The sequence below is a fragment of the Corynebacterium afermentans subsp. lipophilum genome (assembly GCF_030408375.1).
GTDB classification, from domain to species: Bacteria; Actinomycetota; Actinomycetes; order Mycobacteriales; family Mycobacteriaceae; genus Corynebacterium; species Corynebacterium lipophilum.
Window position 1 is genome coordinate 2137147 of record NZ_CP046530.1, and the last position, 18874, is coordinate 2156020.

16 protein-coding genes are annotated in these 18874 nt (G+C 66.1%); 3 read left to right on the plus strand and 13 right to left on the minus strand.

All coding sequences use genetic code 11. From position 1 onward, the window contains the following. Positions 1 to 10 precede the first annotated feature (10 nt). From CAFEL_RS10175 to CAFEL_RS10215, 9 genes are all read right to left on the minus strand, one after another. Complete coding sequence (locus tag CAFEL_RS10175) at positions 11 to 1828, minus strand: FadD32-like long-chain-fatty-acid--AMP ligase (RefSeq protein ID WP_194560571.1); 1818 nt, start codon at positions 1826 to 1828, stop codon at positions 11 to 13. A gap of 36 nt (positions 1829 to 1864) precedes the next feature. Beyond that, a complete protein-coding gene (locus CAFEL_RS10180; protein WP_194560570.1) occupies positions 1865 to 2821 on the minus strand; it encodes a cutinase family protein in 957 nt (318 codons plus the stop codon). Between the two features lie 24 nt (positions 2822 to 2845). Then, entirely contained in the window at positions 2846 to 3337 is a 492-nt protein-coding gene (locus CAFEL_RS10185; protein ID WP_194560569.1) for a DUF732 domain-containing protein, read from the minus strand. After that, the gene (locus CAFEL_RS10190) at positions 3337 to 5292 is read right to left on the minus strand and encodes an alpha/beta hydrolase-fold protein (protein ID WP_194560568.1); all 1956 of its coding nucleotides are present in this window, start codon (positions 5290 to 5292) and stop codon (positions 3337 to 3339) included. Before CAFEL_RS10190 ends, CAFEL_RS10185 begins: the two co-directional genes overlap by 1 nt. Before the next feature lie 314 nt (positions 5293 to 5606). Continuing rightward, complete coding sequence (locus CAFEL_RS10195; protein ID WP_194560567.1) at positions 5607 to 6620, minus strand: alpha/beta hydrolase; 1014 nt, start codon at positions 6618 to 6620, stop codon at positions 5607 to 5609. 66 nt (positions 6621 to 6686) lie between these two features. Continuing rightward, positions 6687 to 8498, minus strand: a complete 1812-nt coding sequence (locus CAFEL_RS10200) for an arabinofuranosyltransferase AftB family protein (protein WP_194560566.1) — start codon at positions 8496 to 8498, stop codon at positions 6687 to 6689. 25 nt (positions 8499 to 8523) lie between these two features. Further along, entirely contained in the window at positions 8524 to 9519 is a 996-nt protein-coding gene (locus tag CAFEL_RS10205) for a decaprenyl-phosphate phosphoribosyltransferase (protein ID WP_194560565.1), read from the minus strand. Next, positions 9519 to 10037 (minus strand): phosphatase PAP2 family protein, encoded by a 519-nt coding sequence (locus CAFEL_RS10210; protein WP_194560564.1) that lies wholly within the window; start codon positions 10035 to 10037, stop codon positions 9519 to 9521. The genes CAFEL_RS10205 and CAFEL_RS10210 overlap by 1 nt, the downstream gene beginning before the upstream one ends. Beyond that, positions 10027 to 11976 (minus strand): glycosyltransferase, encoded by a 1950-nt coding sequence (locus CAFEL_RS10215; RefSeq protein ID WP_290172040.1) that lies wholly within the window; start codon positions 11974 to 11976, stop codon positions 10027 to 10029. The genes CAFEL_RS10210 and CAFEL_RS10215 overlap by 11 nt, the downstream gene beginning before the upstream one ends. Before the next feature lie 203 nt (positions 11977 to 12179). Here CAFEL_RS10215 and CAFEL_RS10220 point away from each other — a divergent pair, with 203 nt between their 5' ends. The 3 genes from CAFEL_RS10220 to CAFEL_RS10230 all read left to right on the plus strand — a co-directional run bounded on the left by CAFEL_RS10220 (position 12180) and on the right by CAFEL_RS10230 (position 15145). Then, on the plus strand, positions 12180 to 13718 hold the full coding sequence (locus CAFEL_RS10220; protein ID WP_194560563.1) for a SulP family inorganic anion transporter: 1539 nt from the start codon (positions 12180 to 12182) through the stop codon (positions 13716 to 13718). Positions 13719 to 13745: 27 nt separating this feature from the next. Then, on the plus strand, positions 13746 to 14084 hold the full coding sequence (locus CAFEL_RS10225) for a hypothetical protein (protein WP_194560562.1): 339 nt from the start codon (positions 13746 to 13748) through the stop codon (positions 14082 to 14084). 113 nt (positions 14085 to 14197) lie between these two features. After that, complete coding sequence (locus CAFEL_RS10230; protein ID WP_228496437.1) at positions 14198 to 15145, plus strand: ABC transporter substrate-binding protein; 948 nt, start codon at positions 14198 to 14200, stop codon at positions 15143 to 15145. A gap of 6 nt (positions 15146 to 15151) precedes the next feature. On the opposite strand, the gene CAFEL_RS10235 is transcribed toward CAFEL_RS10230, so the two are convergent. The 4 genes from CAFEL_RS10235 to CAFEL_RS10250 are packed head-to-tail and all read right to left on the minus strand — an operon-like array spanning position 15152 to position 18842. Then, positions 15152 to 15919, minus strand: a complete 768-nt coding sequence (locus CAFEL_RS10235; RefSeq protein WP_194560561.1) for an ABC transporter ATP-binding protein — start codon at positions 15917 to 15919, stop codon at positions 15152 to 15154. Further along, positions 15919 to 16917, minus strand: coding sequence for a FecCD family ABC transporter permease (locus CAFEL_RS10240; RefSeq protein WP_194560560.1), 999 nt, complete (start codon positions 16915 to 16917; stop codon positions 15919 to 15921). Before CAFEL_RS10240 ends, CAFEL_RS10235 begins: the two co-directional genes overlap by 1 nt. Then, positions 16914 to 17933, minus strand: coding sequence for a FecCD family ABC transporter permease (locus CAFEL_RS10245; RefSeq protein WP_194560559.1), 1020 nt, complete (start codon positions 17931 to 17933; stop codon positions 16914 to 16916). The genes CAFEL_RS10240 and CAFEL_RS10245 overlap by 4 nt, the downstream gene beginning before the upstream one ends. A 6-nt stretch (positions 17934 to 17939) precedes the next feature. Then, complete coding sequence (locus CAFEL_RS10250; protein WP_194560558.1) at positions 17940 to 18842, minus strand: siderophore-interacting protein; 903 nt, start codon at positions 18840 to 18842, stop codon at positions 17940 to 17942. Between the last annotated feature and the right edge of the window lie 32 nt (positions 18843 to 18874).

The following is an 18874-nucleotide window of genomic DNA, read 5'->3' on the forward strand; positions in this document are numbered from 1 at the left end:
GGGCTTTTCGTTACTCCGTTGCAGCGTGTTCGCGTTCGGTGAACTGCTTCGCGTTGACGCGGCGGGCGATCTTGCCTGCGGTGGAGCGGGCCACCCCGCCCGGCGCGCGGAACTCCACAACCTCAGGCGAGATGCCGTGGTTGGTGGTGATGGCGGAGCGGATGGCGTCCTCGGCGGCGGCGTCGCCGTCCTCGGTGGCGCCGTCTGCACGCTCAGCGAGGATGATCAGGCGCTCCACGTCGTCGCCCGGCACGGCGAATGCGGCGACGGAGTCCTTGCGCACATGGTCGGAGGCCTCCATCGCGGTGGCCTCGATGTCCTGCGGGTAGTGGTTGCGACCCGCCACGACGACGAGGTCTTTCACACGGCCGGTGATGTAGAGGTGGTCATCCAGCACGGTGCCGAGGTCGCCGGTGGCGCACCAATTGTCCTTGGGCAGGCCGTCCTGGAGGGTGGTGCCGATGGTGTTGCGGAAGGTCACCTCCGTTTCTTCCGGGCGGTCGAGGTAGCCGGCGGCGACGTTGTTGCCGTTGACCCAGATCTCGCCGATTTCGCCCTCGGGCAGCTCGTTTTTGGTTTCGGTGTCCACGATGGCGAAGTGCATCCACTTCACCGGCTGGCCGTTGGACGCCATGGGCACGCCACCCTCGGCGGGCACCGCCTTGCCCTGCGCCAGCGCTTCGCGGTCGAACTCGACGAACTTCGGGCGGTCCTCGGTGCGGTCGGTGGACACGAGCAGCGTGGTCTCCGCCAGGCCGTAGGAGGGGCGCAGCACGGTACGGTCCAGCCCGGAGTCGCCGAACGCGCCGACAAACGCTTCCACGCCCGGCTTTGTCACGGACTCGGAGCCGATGATGATGCAGTCCACGGCGGAGAAGTCGTACTGGTCGGGCGACTCCGGCGCCGCGTAGCGCGCTGCGAGGTCGAGCGCGAAGTTGGGGATGCAGGTGTAGATGTGGAGGTCGGCCGGGTCGTCGTCACGCCTGGAAAGCTTGTCCACCCAGCGCTTCGGGTTCTGCAGGAAGTCGCGCGGGCTCATGATCTCCAGCACTTGGCCGAGCACAACGCCGAGGATGGCGACGATGACGCCCATGTCGTGGTGCTGCGGCAGCCACGTGGGGATGCGCATCGGGGCTTCGAACCGCAGCGCCTCGTTGATCTGGAGCACGTCGGTGACCAGCGCTTCGTTGGTGATCATCACGCCGGCAGGGTTGCGGGTGGAGCCGGAGGTGTACTGCAAAAAGCAGATGGCGCCGGCGGTGTCCTCGCCCTCGACCGGGGCGATGGGCTGCCACGACTCCGCGAGCGTGTCCGGCAGGGAGTCCGCGGCGAGGATGCGGGGGCGCTCCGCACCTGGCCGGTCGGCGAAGTAGGCGCGCACGGCCGGGGCGCCGGCGGAGTTGGTCACCACGAGCCGCACGTTGGCGTCGTTTAGCACGGCGCGCAGGTGGGCTTCATGGCCGGGCTCGTTCGGGTCGTACAGCGGCACCGGCACCAGGCCGGCGTATAGCGCGCCCATGAACGCGAAGAGGTATTCGGCGGAGTTCGGAGCCATGATCGCCACGCGCTCCCCCGGCTCACCTACTTGCGCGAGACGCGCAGCGACGGCTTTGATGCGGGTGTTGACCTGGGTGCGGGTGAACTCGCGGACCTCGCCCTCCGGGTTGGAGGTGTAGTCCCAGTCGCGGATGTTCAACGCGTCGCCGCCGCCGGCGGCGAGGTGGGCTTGGTAGATTGTCTCGCTCAGGCGTGGGAGGGTGAAGTTCTCTGGGAGCGCGATTTTGCCTTCGTCGTCGAAAAATTGCGCGATGAGTTGCTGAAGATCCATACCCGTAACTCCTTTGCGGGGCAAAATTATTTTGGACTACAAACTTTCTACCACGTTCTGGACCCAACCTACAGTCCATTCCGGCGTGGTGGTCCCGGGAATGACGGCCGGATTGGTCGCGTACATGGCGTGATTGCCGTTCGCCGCGATGAGCGCGTGGGCCCGGTCGATGGCGTTGCCCACTCCCTTCGGCGCGTCGCAGACCGTGTCGTCCGGCGCGCAAATCTCAAACGCGCGGTCCTCCACCAGGCCGAAGCCGCCGGGTCGCGGGCCGGTCATGGTCGCGCCCGGGGTAACCCGGTCCACCAGCGCCTGCAGCGGCTGCATGACAATCTCCGCGCCCACGCCTGCGACCTCGGCACCGGGGTTGACGCCCACGCCGTTTTCGCGCCGGCCGTCCGCAATCATCACCGCGCCCAGCAGCCGCTCCGGGTCGATCGGCCCTTCACTGTTGCCGATCTTCGACGCCACGTCGCCCACGATCACCGCGCCCTGGGAGAACCCGGCGACGATGAACTTCGTCGACGGACATGTTTCCGCCACAAACCGCAGCTCGCCGGAAAGCTTCGCGGTCCCTTCGGCGCGCGAGTCGTCGTACGTCATCTCGGCGCGGCCGTGCGCGGTCTGGATGTTCCTGAACTGCGCGGTGTACGGCACCGTGAACACACGCACGTGGTTGATGTCGTACATCTGCTGCAGCGGCTGAGTAATGGAGAGCATGAAGCTCGCCGGGTTGGCTGCCGGGGCAAACGGGTCATCGTCCGCCGCGGACTCCCAGGTGCCGGGCACGGAGACGAACTCGACCGCGGGGCACCAGTCCGGCTCCGAGGCTTGGGTCTCCGACGGGGAGGTAGGAGCCTCCGAGGTGGCCACCGGCCCGTCCGCCGACGGCAGCCCGGTCTCGCCGGAGCGCCACTGGTAGATCCCGAGTCCGATTAAAGACAGCACCACAATCACTGCGGCGACGACAAATACGTTGCGCGATCTGCGCATGAGCCCAGGCTCCCTTCTGTGCTGCTAGGAGCAGAGGTTGGCGCGGGCGGAGTCGCTGATCAGCGCCGCCACGCCTGCCGCGTCCATGTCGGTGCGGCGTTGCTCCACAAGCTGGCCTGCCACCGCGTCGCGGGTGATCAGGTTGTCCGCGCACACCGTAGCGCCGGTAGCTGTGAGCTGGTCTTCAATCCCGTCGACGTTGACTCCGCTTTCCCTTAGGGTGGCCAGGTAGGCCTCTTCCTGCGGGGAGAAGGCGCTGGCCTGCTGCGGCACGTCGGTCACCTCGCGGGCCGGCTGGTCGTCGACGCGTTTGCTTTGCGACGACACCACAGCCGACGACGACGGAGCCTCCGACGTTTCTGTCGTTTCCGTAGTTTCCGTCTCGGATTCGGTTTCAGCCTCAGAGGCCACCGTCGGAGTGTCGGTCACGTCGTCCGAGTCCACGGTGGCGCCTCCGCAGGCCGCCACGGCGACGGCGGTAGCGGCCGTCGCAAAGCAGAATGCAACCTTGCGCACTAGTTCTTCCTCACATCAACACGGCCGTTGACCTGCTGAATCGTGCCGTTCTGGAAGTCGATTGTCAGGCCGCCCGCCGGAATCTTCTCCATGTCCTTGACCGGCCAGCCCAGCTCACCCTGCTCGTAGCCGCGCTTGCCCCACTCGTCGAAGATGTCGCCGGTGAGGATGGTGTGCGCGCCCGTAGCCGCGGACCAGTAGATATTGCCGTGCTCGAATGGCTGGAAGAAGCCGCCCTTGACCGCGATCTCGTTGCCGGTCGGGTACCCCAGCTCAGAGGTGGCGGTGCCGATCTCGCCGTACTTCTCCGCGATCGCGCCGTGAACGATGAAGTGCTTGCCGTCAGGGTTGCGGGTGAGGAAGCCGCCCTGGAACTTCTGCACGTAGCCCTCGCCCACCTGGTTTGCCTCGGCCACCGGGTACTTCAGGTCGCCGCCCTCGTAGCCGTTTTCACCCCATGCGGCGAACATGTCGCCCGGGATTGCGTAGGCGCCGGTCTCCGGGGTCCAGTACACCGAACCGTGCTGGAAGTGCACGAAGCGGCCCACACCGTCCGGAGCCGGGGTCTCGCCCGTGACCGGGAAGCCCAGCCAACCCGCCGGGCCGCCGAGCGCGTTGTACTTGGCCAGGATCGCGCCGAACAGCGCGTGCGCGCCGGTGTCCGGGGACCAGTAGGCGGTGCCGCCGCGGAAGTCCTGGGCCTTGCCCTTGGTGTCCTTGCCCGCGTCATACTCGTCGTTGACGCAGGAACCGATCGTGCCGGACTTGGTGGCCTCCGCAATCGCCCCGACCGGGGTGCACTTGGAGCCGCGGTCCGCCTCCGGCACCTCCAGCGCGTTGGCCATGTACGGCCAGGCCTGCGCCATCTCGAACTGCCAGTACTCCCAGGAGTGCACGCCCGACGGGCGGAAGCGCACGATCGGCTTGACCTGGGTGCGCGAGGCGTAGTCCACGAACGTCTGGGTGGACAGGCGGGACAGCACCTCCAGTCCGATCCCGGCCGGGTTGGCCTGGCCCTTCGCTACGGACTCCGGGTTGCCGAAGTCGTCGCGGCCCGAGCCAGCGGAGACGTAGACCGCCATGTCCTTTAGGTTCTCGATGCCCAGCTTCGGGTCGTGGTCGATCCAGTCCTGCGAGCCCAGCGGACCCCACATGGCTTCCGCGTTGTAGCCGCCGGCGTCCATCTGCGCCGCCTTGATCGCCGTGGGCATGCCAGTGGTGGTGGTGTCCAGGTAGCCGGAGAAGGAACCGACGAACTTGAACAGGTGCGGGTTGCGCTCAGCCAGGTTGACCGCGGCGGTGCCACCCATGGACAAGCCCACCACGGCACGGGAGCCGTTGGAACGGAACTCGTTGTCCAGCACCGGGATGAGTTCCTTGGTCAGGAATGTCTCCCACTTGTAGTGCTTGCCGTTGTTCTCGCGCTGCCAGTCGGAGTAGAAGGAGGACTCGCCGCCCACCGGCAGGATCACGTTGACGTTCTTGTCGGCGTAGAACTGCTCGATGTTCGTCTCGATGGTCCAGCCGTTTTCGTCGTCACGCGCGCGCAGGCCGTCGAGTGCCCACACCTCGGGGAACTTCGCGGTCGGGTTGGAGTGCCAGTCGCGCGCCAGCAGGATCTGCACCTGGATCGGGTGGTCCGGCATGGACGGGGAGTTGATGAACACGGCGACGCGGCGGTTGGTGATCCACTCGATGCGGTCCACCTTCACGCCCTCGGGCAGGCCCGGGATCTGCGGGCTGGTCTCCACCTCGATCGGGGTGCGCTTCGGCGGGTCGTGCGGGCGCAGGCCGTCGGAGATGCCGCGGTTCGAGGACATCTGGGAGGACAAGTCACCCGGCAGGCTCGACTGCGCGTTGGCGGGGCTGACAGCGGCGGGTGCCAGCGTGAGGGCAAGGGCGGCGGGCAGCACCGCGGCGGCGAGCCGCGTGGGGGTGGTTCGGTTGTCTCGCATGAGTCTCCTACCTCGTCTGGCTACTGGTGTCACAAGAGTATCGACCAAAAGCTTAAGTTTCACTTGAAAGTTTAGTCGTGTGCGACACGCGAAGCGTTACGACGAGCCCCTCCCCCGCCCCGGGCCCAATCCGGCCCCAATCCACGCAAATGGTGAATCTTCGATGGTGAATCCGCGCCTCGACAGCGGATTTTCACCATCCACGGTTCACCATTTGCCCCGAAAAACGAAAACCGGCTACCTACATCCGGTTACGCGCTGGAAAATCAGCTGGTAACCGGTTGTAGGTGGCCGGTTTGTGATTGGTAGGCGCCCTACCAGGCGTTCATCACGTTCAGGATGCGCGGCTTGGTGGCCTCGAGCTGGCTACCAAACTGGTCCCAGTTGTGCAGGCCGGTCGGGGTGAACACGGCGGTGTGCTTCACGCCGGTCGCAGTGGCCTTCGCGGACCATGCGCGGGTGGTGACGTTCGCGATGTTTTCCAGCGCGATACCGGCAGCGCGGTGCTGCGGCAGGTACTTCTCGTCGGCCGGGCCCGGCACGCCGGAGCCTGCAGAGACGTACACGTCGCGGCCGCGGAGGTTGCCCATGTTCAAGAACGGGTCGTTTTCAAAGCGGCGGGGGTTCAGCGAGGAGCCCCACATGGCGTTGACGTTGTACAGGCCGCCGTCGAGAAGCGCGGCTCGCAGTGCGGTCTGGCCGCCCGGCACCGTGGTGGTCAGGTATCCGGAGTAGGACAGCACCTGGCGGAACTGGTTGGGGTGCAGCGCGGCGAGGTTGATCGCGGCGGTGCCGCCCATGGATAGGCCGAGGATGGAGTTGTTCGTCGGCGAAACACCGAAGTGCTGCTGCAGGTAGGGCGGCAGCTCCTTGGTCAGGAAGGTGTCCCACTTGTAGGTCACCGGGTGGTTGAAGTCGTAGGTCGCCGGCGCGTTCCAGTCGGTGTAGAACGAGGACTCGCCGCCTACCGGCATCACCAGTGTGATGTTGTTGTCCTTGAACGTCTGAGCCGCGTTGACGTCGTTAACCCAAGCGTTGGTGATCTCGGTGGCGCGCAGGCCGTCGAGCATGTACAGGCCAGCGTTGCCGGCGCGCTGCGCAGGCTGGATCTGGACTTGGATGTGCCGGTTCATCGCGGGGGACCACACCGTGCAGCGCTGCACCCAGAACCCGACGCGGTCCCACTCGCAGTGGCCGGTGGAGTCGGGTCGCAGCCAGTCACGGTGCGCCGCCGACGCCTGCGGGGCGCCGATGACCGCTGCCAGGCCGGTGACCAGGGCCATCAGCAGCGCGGTGAGCTTGCGGCGCACAGAATTTTTGGAGTTCATAGATCCCCTCAAAACATGTTTTCAGGCAAAAGACACGTTTACGTTACCAATTCGAAACGTGCCCCGCTATTCCCCGGTGTGCGCCTCCACCGGCCAGGCGATCTGGGCGCCGTCCATCCCGGGGTTGGCCCCGTGGCGGATTGCCCGCCGGGTATCGGCGTCGATATAGAGGCCGGGGTCGCTGGAAAGTTCCAGCGTGCGGCCGTTGCCAAGCGAATACCGCACGTTTTTCCAGAACCGCTCCCAGCTCATGGGTTCGCGCGACGTGGCCAGAAGTTCGGAGATCTCGGGGCTGCGCAGCGCGGCGCGCGCCTGCTTCGCGCGCGTGGAGCTGATAAACGGCGGCAGCCCGTCCAGGTAGGTGTCGGTGTCGGCGGCCTGCCAGGCGGGGTCGAGGAATTTGTCGTGGCCGACCCGGCCCTTCGGGTCGCGCGGCATGCGCGCGGCGATGGGGGTTGCCAGACCCACGGTGTCGAGGATGCGCACGTCGAGAGGCGCGTTCATGCTGGTCATGCCCAGGTTGATCAGATACGCCGTCAGCGGCAGGTTGCTCAGATCCGACTCCCCGTCCTCGCGGTCGCGGTAGTACCAGCTGTACAGCTCCGGCTCCGCCGAAACGTAGGCGAGGTTGAGCTGCGCGGCGTCGGTGTCGATGGCCGTGTCCAGCGCGTCGTCCCAGTTCTGCATGAGCTTGGAGCCGAGGAAGTCTTCGGCGTAGCGCGGCGGGTCAGTCAGCTCGCGGCCGACGGCGAGCGTCCAGAACTCCCGCTCGTCCACAATGCCGAGTTCCTTTTCACCGGTCTGGTACGCCTCCCAGTCGATAGGGTGAGCGCGCACGATGGTCACGCCGGCCCACACGGCCACGGCGGTCGCCAGGGCAATACTGACGCGCGTAATGGGCACGGCCATCGCGGGCAGCAGCAGCGCGAACAGGGGCAAAAGCCACATGCGCCCGTGCATGAAGTCGCCGCCGACGCGCAGGACGTAGAGGATGTGGGCGAGCGCGCAGCCGGTGACAAGCAAAACAATTGCTAATCGACGTCCTCCGGTCCCCCGCATCATCCACCCCACCAACGCGGCGGTTGCCAGCACCGGCAGCCAGAGCCAGTAGTAGCCCACGAAGTCTGCGAAGTACTCGAACCCGCGCGCCCACTCGGCGCCGGACGCCGATTTGGCCACCGCGGTGTGCGGGGTGATCAGGCCGTAGTACCCCATGCGGAAAAGTTGGTAGGCGGCTGGCACAGGCAGCGCCGCGGCAAGGATGCCGGGGGTTTTGCGCGGGGAAAACCAGATGAGCAGGATGCCGGTCACACCGCCGTAGAGCGCCAGCTCTGGGCGCACGAGCCAGGACATTCCGCACCAGAAGGCGAGGAAATAGCCGGCTCCCGGCGCGCGGCGTCGCACCGGCTCCGCCCACGCCACCAGGGCAGCCCACCACCCGGCGATCCACAGCAGCGACAGGCCCCATTCCAGCCCTGAAGTGGCGAAGTCGCGCGCCGGCGGCAGCGCCAGGTAGATGATGATGCCGAGCGGGAGCACCGGCCCGACCTTGCCCCAGTAGCGGCCCGCGGCGTAGGTGGCCAGCGCGGCAGCGGCGATGGTGAACAGAAGCGCGAGCCACATGGCCACGTCTTCGAGCCGGGCGTCGGTGACCCAGCCGACGGCTGTGATCAGGTACTGCCACAGGGTGGAGGTGTTGGCCTCCACTCGCTCGCCGGCATTGAACACGGGCCCGTTGCCCGCCAGCAGGTTGCGCACAGTGCGTAGGACGATCAGGCCGTCGTCGGACATCCAGCGGCGGGTCCACCCGCCCCAGAACGCGAAGATGCCCGCGACTACGGCTGCGGCGAGCGCGGAGAGGCGGGCGTTCTTTGTCATTGCGACGATGTTACTGGGTCAAGGCCTACCAGCCTAAGTTCGGCACAATGTAGACGGCCATGGCGATGCAGAACAGCCACGCTACGGCGAGCAGCTGCAGAACGCGGTCTTCCAGGGCGATCTCGTCGGGCGCGCCGCCCTGCCCGCCGTCGACTACGGAGGCGTAGCGCAGGATCGCGATGACAAACGGCACCATGGACACCTGGTACCAAATGGCGGCGGTGCCCCCGACGGCGTTGGACAGTTCGAAACCCCACAGGGCGTACGACATGACCACGGCGGTGGCGGAAAGCGTCCACACGAACCGCAGGTAGGTCTCGGTGTAGCCCTGCAGCGAGCGGCGGATCTCCGCACCGGTTTCCTTCACCAGCAGCAGCTCGGCGTAGCGCTTGCCGGATGCCATGAATAGGGAGCCGAACGCCGCCACCAGCAGGAACCACTGGGACAGGGTGATGTCTGCGGCCACGCCGCCGGCCATGGTGCGAAGCATGAAACCGGAGGACACCAGCGCGATGTCGATCACCGGGATGTGCTTCCAGCCGAAGCAGTAGCCCAGCTGCAGCGCGATGTAGATGCCGATGACCCAGGCCAGCGACGTGCCGTCGGTAGCCAGAAGCGACAGGCCGAGCGAGAGCGCGATGAGCACCGCCGCCATGACGTACGCCAGGTTGATCGGCAGCATGCCGGAGGCGATCGGGCGGAACCGCTTGGTGGGGTGGCGGCGGTCGGATTCGACGTCGCGCGCGTCGTTGATCAGGTAGATCGAGGACGCACCGAAGCAGAACACCACGAACGCCAGGAAGATGTCCACAGCGGTGCGGGAGTTGAAGGCATCCGCGCCGGCGGCCAGGGGCGCGGCCAGCACGAGAACGTTTTTCACCCACTGCTTGGGCCTCAAGCCCTTGATCATCGCGTCCGGGAGGTTCTTCGGCGGCGTCTTCTTCATTACCTGGTCAACGCCGGAGGTGTGCGGCTCCGACTTGATCAGGGGCTCGTCCACGGGTTCACGGGTGTTTGCCACTAGATCCTCTTCTCAGCCTCGATTGCCACCTTCGCCGTCGCCGCGCCCAGGGCAGCACCGGCGAGAGTGTCGGTTGGGTAATGCACGCCGAGCACGTTACGCGACAGCATCATCACCGGCACGAGCAGCCACGGCCACTTGCGTCCGGTGATGTCCGCCAGGTGCGCGGCTGCGGCACCGGTGTTGGCGGCGTGCGAGGAGGGAAACGACAGCTGCGAGGGCGTTTTCACGCCGATCTTCACGCGCGGGTCGTTCGGACGCGGGCGGCGCACGATCCGCTTGAGCACCACGGTCGCGGCGTGCGCGGCGAAGGTGCCCACACCGAGCGCGAGCCATTTGGAGCGCTTTCGCTTATCGACGTCCCCGATGCTCGTTGCGATGGCACCAGCCGTCGCAACCCCGAGCCAGCCCAAATCGTGCTCGCCGAAGTAGCTCAAGCACCGGGCGGCCTTCGCGGTTTCCGGGGTGTACAACTTGTCCTGGATGGCGACAAGCAGGTCGGTTTCTTTACTGGGCATCGAAGACCTTCCCCCAGTTCTCGTGGCTGGCCAGCTCTTCGCGAGCGTCGCGGTAGGTGCGCTTGAGTTCCGGCCAGCGCTCCTTGATCTGGGCGCGGAGTTCCTTCTGTTCGCGCATCAGCTCGTCGGCAAGCTGCTTGTCGCGCTTGCGGAAGGCCACGCCGGTCCCGCCTGCGGTGGACACGGTCGCCGAGTCCACGCGGGCAAGCGTGTACCAGCGCGCCTCGTCGGCGGTGAGGTTGAGCTGCGGCGCGTCCCAGTGCGCGCGGTCCTCGTCCTTGCGCAGGTGCAGCAGCGCCTTGACCGCCCACGGGATCTTCTTGATCTTGGCCAGGCGCCCGCCGATCTTGTTGGTGGGCACGCCCGGCGCGCCGGTCGGCGCGGGCAGCTCGGTCGCGGACGGCAGCACCTGCGCGTCCGAGTACTCCTTACGGATCCCCTGAATCCGCGGCAACGAGGATTCGAGGATGTCGAAGAGCTGGTCCGGGCCAGCGAGGAAGTCGCGCATCGCCTCGTTTTGGATGGCGATTGTGGAGTACTCCATGCAGAAGTAGTGCTTCCCGGTGGATTTCTGCATGTTCTTCAGCATCGCCTCCGGGTTGTCCGGCCCGTAGATGCTGGCCACGATGAGGCGGTTGCGCATGTGGAAGTACGCCTGCCAGTCGATCGCGTCGTCCTTGTCAGCCCACGCCATGTGCCAGATGGCCACGCCGGGCCAGGTGACCGTGGGAAAGCCCGCTTCCTTGGCGCGCAGCGCGTACTCGTTGTCGTCCCACTTGATAAACAGCGGCAGTGGCAGGCCCATCTTCTCCGCCACCACGCGCGGGAAGAGGTTCATCCACCAGCCGTTGTAGTCCACGTCGATGCGGCGGTGCAGCGGGCGCGAGGTGGTCTTCTTCGGATCCAGGTCCTCTTCGTCCGTGCCCACGTACCCCAGCGGGTACTTGGCAAAGTCGTGGTCGTAGACGGCGTGCTTGGCGGCGGAGAACATGAAGATCTCCGGGTCCACGGTCTCTCCGGTGGTGCGCAGCTGCGAGCGGTCCTGCAGGTTGAGCATCTGCCCGCCCACCAGGATCGGCTCTGCTGCGTAGCGGGCGGCCTGCACGGCGCGGACGATGGAATCCGGTTCGATGGCAATGTCGTCGTCCATGTACAGGATGAACGGCGCGTCGGTGCGGTTCAGCGCCTCGTACATGATGCGGGAGTAGCCGCCGGAGCCGCCCAGGTTGCCCTGCTGGAAAATCTCCAGCTTGCCGTTCAGATTCTTCTCGGCTTCGGCGAAGTCCGGCTCGTCCGCCGGGTGTTGGTTGCCCTGATCTGGCATGAGGACGTTGCTGATGCACGCCTCGACGTACGGGTCCTCCGCCAGCGCGTGCAGCGCGTTGACGGCGTCGCGGGGGCGGTTGAAGGTGGGGATGCCCACGGCCACTTGTTTGGGCTGGGGCGGGACCACGGTGCCGTCGTCAAGCACCTGCTCTTTGGGCTCCTGCGGGGAGCACCACGCGGCGTCCGCGATGCGCGTGTCGTCTTCGGCGGTGACGTCGAACCACAGCCAGCCGCCGTCCTCGAAGTTGCTCAGCTTCAGCGGGATTTCGACTGCGCCGGCGGCCTCGACGTTGGTGACGCTGACGCGCGTGCCGTCGTGCTTCGACCGGTAGACCGAGATGGTCGCGCGGCCCTCGACCTCCATGGCCAGGACCACCGTGTCCAGCTGCGACCAACGGCGCCAATAGCTTGCCGGGAACGCGTTGAAGTACGTCTCGAAGCTGACCTCGTTGCCCGCGGGGACCTCGAAGCTCGTGCGGTCGGACCAGCGCAGACGCTGCTTGTTGTGCTCCTGCTCGATCAGGTACAGCATGCGCACGTCGTGCGGCTCGCCCTTTTTGGGCATGAGGACGCGTTGCAGCGTGTCCACGGCGAGGGTCTTGCTCGTCTCCACAGCTCTCACTTTCTGTTGTGGGCAGTCGGAAACCAAGCGTAATCGCTTCAATGGTGATTCCTTGGTGTGGCTCGCGGGGTTTCGCCGGTTGGCGGTTGTAGCCGCATTGGCGCTTGATGCGCATGACCGATACGGTAGCTACGTTTTCACGCCCTCACCTGACCGAGGGGGCACTTTCCCGCGCATTCAGAACGGTAAATTCTATGGCTTTCGCTCACACCGAGATATCTCACGAACCGCCCGCTCCGACGGGGGTTGTGGAGTCCTTCCGCTACGCGTTTTCGTCGCCTACTCGCCTGCGCAAGGAGGTCCTGGCGGGCCTCACCGTCGGGCTGGCGCTCATCCCCGAGGCCATCGCGTTTTCCATCCTTGCCGGCGTTGATCCGGCGCTCGGGCTGTTCGCCTCGGTGATCATGGCCATCACCATCGCGTTCACCGGCGGGCGCCCCGCGATGATCTCGGCCGCCACGGGTGCGGTCGCCCTGGTCATCGCCCCGGTGGCCCGCGAGCACGGGGTGGACTACTTCATCGCGACCGTCTTGCTGGCGGGCGTGCTGCAGATCGTGCTTGCGGCGCTCGGGGTGGCCAAGCTGCAGCGCTTCATCCCGCGGTCGGTTATGACCGGGTTCGTCAACGCGCTGGGTATTTTGATCTTCACCGCGCAGCTGGAGCATCTTATCGACGTCCCAAAGGTCGTCTACGTCCTCGTCGCAGCTGGCATCGCGATCATGATCGGGTGGCCGAAGCTTACGGGCGCCATCCCCGCCCCGTTGATCACCATCGTCGTTATCAGCGCTGTCGTGGGGTTTGCCGGGTTCCGCGTCCCCACTGTGTCGGATATGGGTGAGCTGCCGGAGTCCCTGCCGAGCCTTATCCTGCCGGACGTGCCGCTGACACTGGAGACGCTGCAGATTATCGCGCCGTATTCCCTGGCTATGGCAATCGTGGGCCTGTTGGAGTCGTTGATGACGGCCAAGCTTGTCGACGACATCACCGACACCCACTCCGACAAAACCCACGAATCCTGGGGACAAGGCGTGGCGAATATCGCCTCCGGCCTCTTCGGCGGCATGGGCGGCTGCGCCATGATCGGGCAGACCATGATCAACGTCAAAGAATCCGGGGCGCGCACCCGCCTATCGACGCTGCTGGCCGGCGTGTTCCTGCTCATCCTCATCCTGCTGCTCGGCGACGTGGTGGGCCAGATCCCGATGGCGGCACTCGTGGCGATCATGATCATGGTGTCTGTGGGCACCATCGACTGGCACTCGGTGCACCCGCGCACCCTGAAATTCATGCCGCTGTCGGAGACCGTGGTGATGCTGGTGACCGTCGTAGCTACGCTTGCCACCAGCAACCTCGCCATCGGCGTGGTGCTCGGCGTGATCACCGCGATGATCACCTTCGCCCGCCGCGTCGCACACCTCGCCTCCGTTGAGCAGGTGTCCGCCGAGGACACCACCGACGACGGGCAGGTGGACACCCGCACCTACCGCATCCACGGCCAGCTGTTCTGGGCCTCCAGCAACGACCTGGTCTACGCGTTCGATTACACCGACGCTGCAGAAAACATCGTTTTGGACCTGAGCGCGGCCGAGGTGTGGGACGCCTCCACCGTGGCCACGCTGGACTCCGTTACCCGCAAGTTCGAGGAACGAGGCAAGACCGTCACCATCGTCGGCCTCGACGGGCCGAGCAAGGACCGCCTGGACCGCCTGTCCGGAAAGCTCAACAGCCAATAACGGCGCTTCTCCCGTAGGCTGCGAATCATGCAGTTCAAGGGATACAACGACGACGGGCTCCCCCACGACCCCGCAGGTGGACAACGCAACGGCTCCGGTTCGCCGGCGCGCAACTACGCCATCGGAGCGGCCTGCATCGTGGTGGCCGTGCTCTCGTTTGCGTTCCTCTCCGGCTCCACCGCCGTGTTCATCGGCATCGCAGGTGCGGTGATCGGCGCGGTGTTTCTGGTGATGGGGATCCAGGGCAGCGGCGACCAGCAGCCGGACGCCCTCGAGCAGGGAAACTTCGGCACCCAGGACCCGGGCGCAGACTACGACTGGGACGGCAACTTCCGCCGCGAGTTCGGCGACGGTCAGCACCGCTAAAGCCCGGGCCGGCTAGGTGTTGCCCGGTGGCGTCGGCGTGCCCTAAGCTAATCGCGTTAGCTTAGGCACACCTAACTTTGGGTGCTTTTTGTTTCCGACCGAAAGGGCGAACCTTGAAACGTACTTCCCCATTGTCGCTTCAGCGGCTGACCGCTACCTTCACCACGGCTGCGCTGCTGCTCACCGGCTGCTCCAGCGAGTCCGCAGACTCCGGCCAGCACACCGACGCGGCTGGGTCGAACGACCGCATTGTCACGCTGGGGCTTGGCGACGTGGACACCGTCCTCGCATTGGGGGAACAACCGGTCGGCTACGCCACCTGGGAGGCAGAGGGCTCGGGCGATCCGTCCGGCCTCGGACCGTGGGCGAAAGACAAGCTCACCGGCGAGCCGAACCCGATCCGCAACACCACCACCGAGTTCAGCACCGACACCGCTGAGCAGGTCGCAGCGCTCGATCCGACCAAGATCATCGCAGTCAACAGCGGTTTCGACAGCGACAAGCAGGCCCTGTTGCAGCAGATTGCGCCAGCGACCTTCCATTCCAGCCAACACGAAGACTGGCAGGTGCCGTGGGACGAGCAGATTAAGGAGATCGCGGCGGCGTTGGGTCAGGAAGCTGAGGGCGACAAGCTCATTGCAGAATCCGAGCAGGCTTTCGCCGACTTCCGGCAGGCGCATCCGGAGCTGCAGGGCAAGACAGCGGTCATCGGGATGCCTTACGACGGCAAGCTCGGCGTGTACACGGCAGGCGACGGCCGCGGCTCCTTCATTGAAAAGCTCGGGTTTACCATTCCGGATAAGTTCAACGGTGACGGATCCAGCTTCTTCATCGATTGGTCCCCCGAGAACTACTCCGACCTCAATGACGTGGACTACGTGTTCATCCTGGACTACTACGACGCAATCGACGCGCTGAAAAACAATGCCGCGTTTGCGAACCTCGACGTCAACACACGCGGCGGCGTGCACTGGCTCGACACCGACACCGCCAACGCGATGAGCATGCCCAACCCGCTGACCATCCCGTACGCGATCACACAGATTGACCAGGAGCTCTAGAACGCGCTAGCAGGGCACGATCAGCGGCCCTCCTGCCACCGGGTCCTCGGCGACCACGGCGGGCAGCGAGAATACGTCGGCAAGCAACTGCTCCGACACAACCTCGGCGGGCGTGCCCGCCGCTTGCACCTCGCCGCCTTTCATCACGACCAACTGGTCGGAAAAACGCGCCGCGAGGTTCAAATCGTGCAGCACCATGACCACGGTGCGCCCCATGTCATCGGCGAGACGGCGAATAAGTGCAAGTAGCTCGACGGAGTGGGAAAGGTCCAGATACGTGGTCGGCTCGTCCAAAAGCACGAGCGGGGTGTCTTGGGCGAGCACCATCGCGATCCACGCACGCTGCCGCTGCCCGCCGGAGAGCCGCTCGAGCGGGCGCTCCGCAAACTCGGACACCTGAGTCAGCTCCATCACCTTGTCCACCATCGCGCTGTCTTTCTCCGAGGTCTGGCGCAGCCACGTCTGGTGCGGGTGGCGCCCGCGCCCGACCAGGTCACGCACCGTCAGCCCGTCCGGCGCTACGGGGGTTTGCGGCAGCACCGCGAGCGTGCGGGCGATCTCGCGACGTTTCATCTCCGCGGTGTTTCGGCCGTTCAGGACCACCTCGCCGCGCTCACGCGGGATCAGGCCAGCAACCGCGCGCAACAACGTTGATTTGCCGCAGCCGTTCGGCCCGACGATGGTGGTGACGCCGCCGCGCGGGACGTCGAGGCCGAGCCCGTCGATAATCGTTGCCGCACCATAGCTGACGGTGAGATCACGCACGTGAAGCATTACAAGGTCACCTTTCTGGTCGCGCGCATCAGCGCGTAGAGCAAAGCCGCCCCGCCGAACGCCGACGTGGCCACGCCTACCGGCAGGTCCCCCGGCACAACGGTGCGCACCGCGAGGTCCGCACCGGCGACGATCAGCGCGCCGGCAATCATGGCGGTGCCGAGTGGGGGCGTGGGGGCATTTGCTAATCGACGACCCACGTGCGGCGCCACAAACGCCACAAAAGCAATCGGACCTGAAGCCGCCACCGCCGTCGATGTCAACGCCACGGCAAGCACCATGAGCACAAGCTGGGTGCGCCGCGGATCGACGCCCAGCCCCGCAGCCGTGTCGTCCCCGAGAGAGAGGGCTTCGAGCTGGAATGCCGCCCAGCGCAGCAGCGGCACAACCAGCGCAAGCGCCACCAACACAGCGGCGGCGTCACCCCAACCCGATGATCCGACCGAGCCTGTCACCCACGCCTGGGCTTTGCCCACATCGCGGTAGTCGGCGCGGACGAGGAGGAACGAGTTGTACGCCACCGCCAGGGCGTTGAGGATGATGCCGGCGAAGATGAGCTGAAACGATCCCAGGCCGCCGGCGCGGCTGAGCCACCACATCGCCCCGGAGACCGCAATCCCGCCGACAAACGCGCTCAGCGGCACTCCGAGCGCGCTGAGCAGCACCCCGGTACCACCACCCGCGAGCAGCGCTGTAAGTGCGAACGCTGACGCACCTGAAACAACGCCCAGGATGTCTGGGCTGGCCAGCGGGTTACGAGTGATCGTCTGAAAGATCGCGCCCGCGAATCCGAGCGCGGCCCCCACCGCCAGCGCCGTGGCTACACGCGGCAGGCGCCACTCGACGACCACGGTGCGGGCCATGCCGGTGGACTGCCCGGTCAGGGCGGCGAGGACGTCATGAAGCCCAAGCCCGAATTCACCCACCATGATGCCTCCGAGCGCGACGGCGAGCCCACACGCCGCGAGCACGACATTGACTGCGAACGTGCGGGTCACAGCTTCGCCCCCTTCCGCAGCAAGTACAGGGCGAACGGGGCGCCGACGAAAGCAAGGGTGATGCCAACTTGCAGCTCACCGGGGCGGGCGATGACTCGGCCGGCGACATCCGCGAGGAGTAGCAGCGTCGCTCCGGCAAGCGCGGAGCACGGCAGCACCAGCCGGTAATCCGGACCGGTCAGGGAGCGGACGATATGCGGCACGACCAAGCCGACAAACCCGATCGGGCCCGCCCCCGCCACAGCTGCACCGGCAAGCAGGGCGACCAGCAGGATCCCCACCGCGCGTGCAGCTGCAACGTTGACGCCGAGGGAGTGCGCGACGTCATCGCCCAGGTTCAGCATGTTCACCCGGTTCGCCGTGGCGAACGCGGCGACTAGGCCGACCAGTACGACCGGGGCGACGGCGGCGACGATGTGCATGTCCCGGCCCGCGACGGAGCCCGCCGTCCAAAACCGCATGTCATTGAGACTTTGCGTGCTGGTGAGCACGATGCCGCTGGTCAGCGCGGAACACACCGCCCCGAGCGCGGACCCGCCGAGTACCACCGTGATCGGGGTGGAACCGCGGCTTCGCGCGCTCAGTGCGAAGACGAGCGCTACCGCCATGGTCGCGCCGAGGAAACCGACCCCTACCGCGACCAGCACCGGTAGCGAGCCGAACACGGCGGTTGCCGCAGCCACCGCAAGCGCCGCCCCCGGGGCGATGCCCAGCAGGTTTGTGTCGGCCAGCGGGTTGCGTGTGTGCCCCTGGAGCAGAGCTCCCGCTGTGCCAAGCGCCGAGCCAGCGAGCAGGCCGAGCAGCGTGCGTGGAACCCGCAGTTGGGCAACCACTTGCGCCTCCTCGCTGCCCTGCCCAGATTCGGTGTGGAACGCGAGGGCAAGCCCGTCACGCACAGCACTGACGCTTTCTGCCACGCTCATCTGCCGCGCGCCGACGGCGAGCGAGAGTAACACCGCCACGACAGCCGAAATCCCGAGCGCAATGGCGAATCCCGCGTGTCTAGTCGCACTCATAGCCTGTCACCGCCAATACCCCATGAACGAGACATGCTGGCGCGGCAACCCCGTCTCCTTAACCAACAGGCGGCGCATCGCTTTCACCGAAGTGTTCTTGCCGGCGATCCAGTAGTAGGTGTGTCCGGACGCGCCCGCCCCACCGTTGATGGGCTCCCCGCTTCCCGAATACGTCGGGGTTTCCCAGACATTGTCTCGCTGTACCTCACCGTCGTTATCGGGCTCATCGGCGGTGGGAGCTACTGGGACCCGCAGCGACTCAATGTCCTGCTTAAGCTGCGTGTAGAGCTTGTCCCCATGCCCGGCTTCGGGCTCGGTGCGGAAGTGCCAGCGGACATCAACGTGGGCAGGCGCATCGATTTGAAGGCTGTTGCCCGCCGGCACCTCAATGTCGGCGGAACCGGCGAGTTCTTCGGGCCAGTCCTCCAGTACTCGGGAGATCGCGGGAAGAGCAGTTTCATCGCCGTACAGTCGAGCGGACGCGGCAGCGCCGGGAGCGAATTCGATGCCGACACCGGACGCGTCATCGCGGGTCGGCCCGATGATCCACAGCGCCTGCCCGGGCAGTGCGCTTTCCGCCCACGCGGAGGCCGGCCCAGCGTTGTGTCCGTGCAGCACGAAATCCACATCGAGCTCGTCCGGGTCACCGTCGTTGCGCCGGAGGTTGCGAATGGAGTAGGTGCGGAGATGCCCGCGCGTGTGTTCCGGCATGGCGCGCCAGAGGTCCCACCACCCCTCGGCCGGCAAATCGACGAGCCCTGCCGCCGACGGGATGATGAGCTTGATCCGCAGATCCATGATGGGCACAGCGGGGCCCATTGCGTCGACACCAGTGAACGTCACACGTTGAAAATTCGGTGCGATGCGCTCGCTGCGAACGACTGTTGCAAGGAAGGGCCGGAAACTCACCGCAGAGACTATATAGGATTGCCTAACTTAAC

Excerpts from the sequence above, each read along its gene's own strand:
- CAFEL_RS10175 (WP_194560571.1), bottom strand. The coding sequence starts at position 1,828 with ATGGATCTTCAGCAACTCATCGCGCAATTTTTCGACGACGAAGGCAAA.
- CAFEL_RS10180 (WP_194560570.1), bottom strand. The coding sequence starts at position 2,821 with ATGCGCAGATCGCGCAACGTATTTGTCGTCGCCGCAGTGATTGTGGTG.
- CAFEL_RS10190 (WP_194560568.1), bottom strand. The coding sequence starts at position 5,292 with ATGCGAGACAACCGAACCACCCCCACGCGGCTCGCCGCCGCGGTGCTG.
- CAFEL_RS10195 (WP_194560567.1), bottom strand. The coding sequence starts at position 6,620 with ATGAACTCCAAAAATTCTGTGCGCCGCAAGCTCACCGCGCTGCTGATG.
- CAFEL_RS10200 (WP_194560566.1), bottom strand. The coding sequence starts at position 8,498 with ATGACAAAGAACGCCCGCCTCTCCGCGCTCGCCGCAGCCGTAGTCGCG.
- CAFEL_RS10210 (WP_194560564.1), bottom strand. The coding sequence starts at position 10,037 with ATGCCCAGTAAAGAAACCGACCTGCTTGTCGCCATCCAGGACAAGTTG.
- CAFEL_RS10220 (WP_194560563.1), top strand. The coding sequence starts at position 12,180 with ATGGCTTTCGCTCACACCGAGATATCTCACGAACCGCCCGCTCCGACG.
- CAFEL_RS10225 (WP_194560562.1), top strand. The coding sequence starts at position 13,746 with ATGCAGTTCAAGGGATACAACGACGACGGGCTCCCCCACGACCCCGCA.
- CAFEL_RS10235 (WP_194560561.1), bottom strand. The coding sequence starts at position 15,919 with ATGCTTCACGTGCGTGATCTCACCGTCAGCTATGGTGCGGCAACGATT.
- CAFEL_RS10245 (WP_194560559.1), bottom strand. The coding sequence starts at position 17,933 with ATGAGTGCGACTAGACACGCGGGATTCGCCATTGCGCTCGGGATTTCG.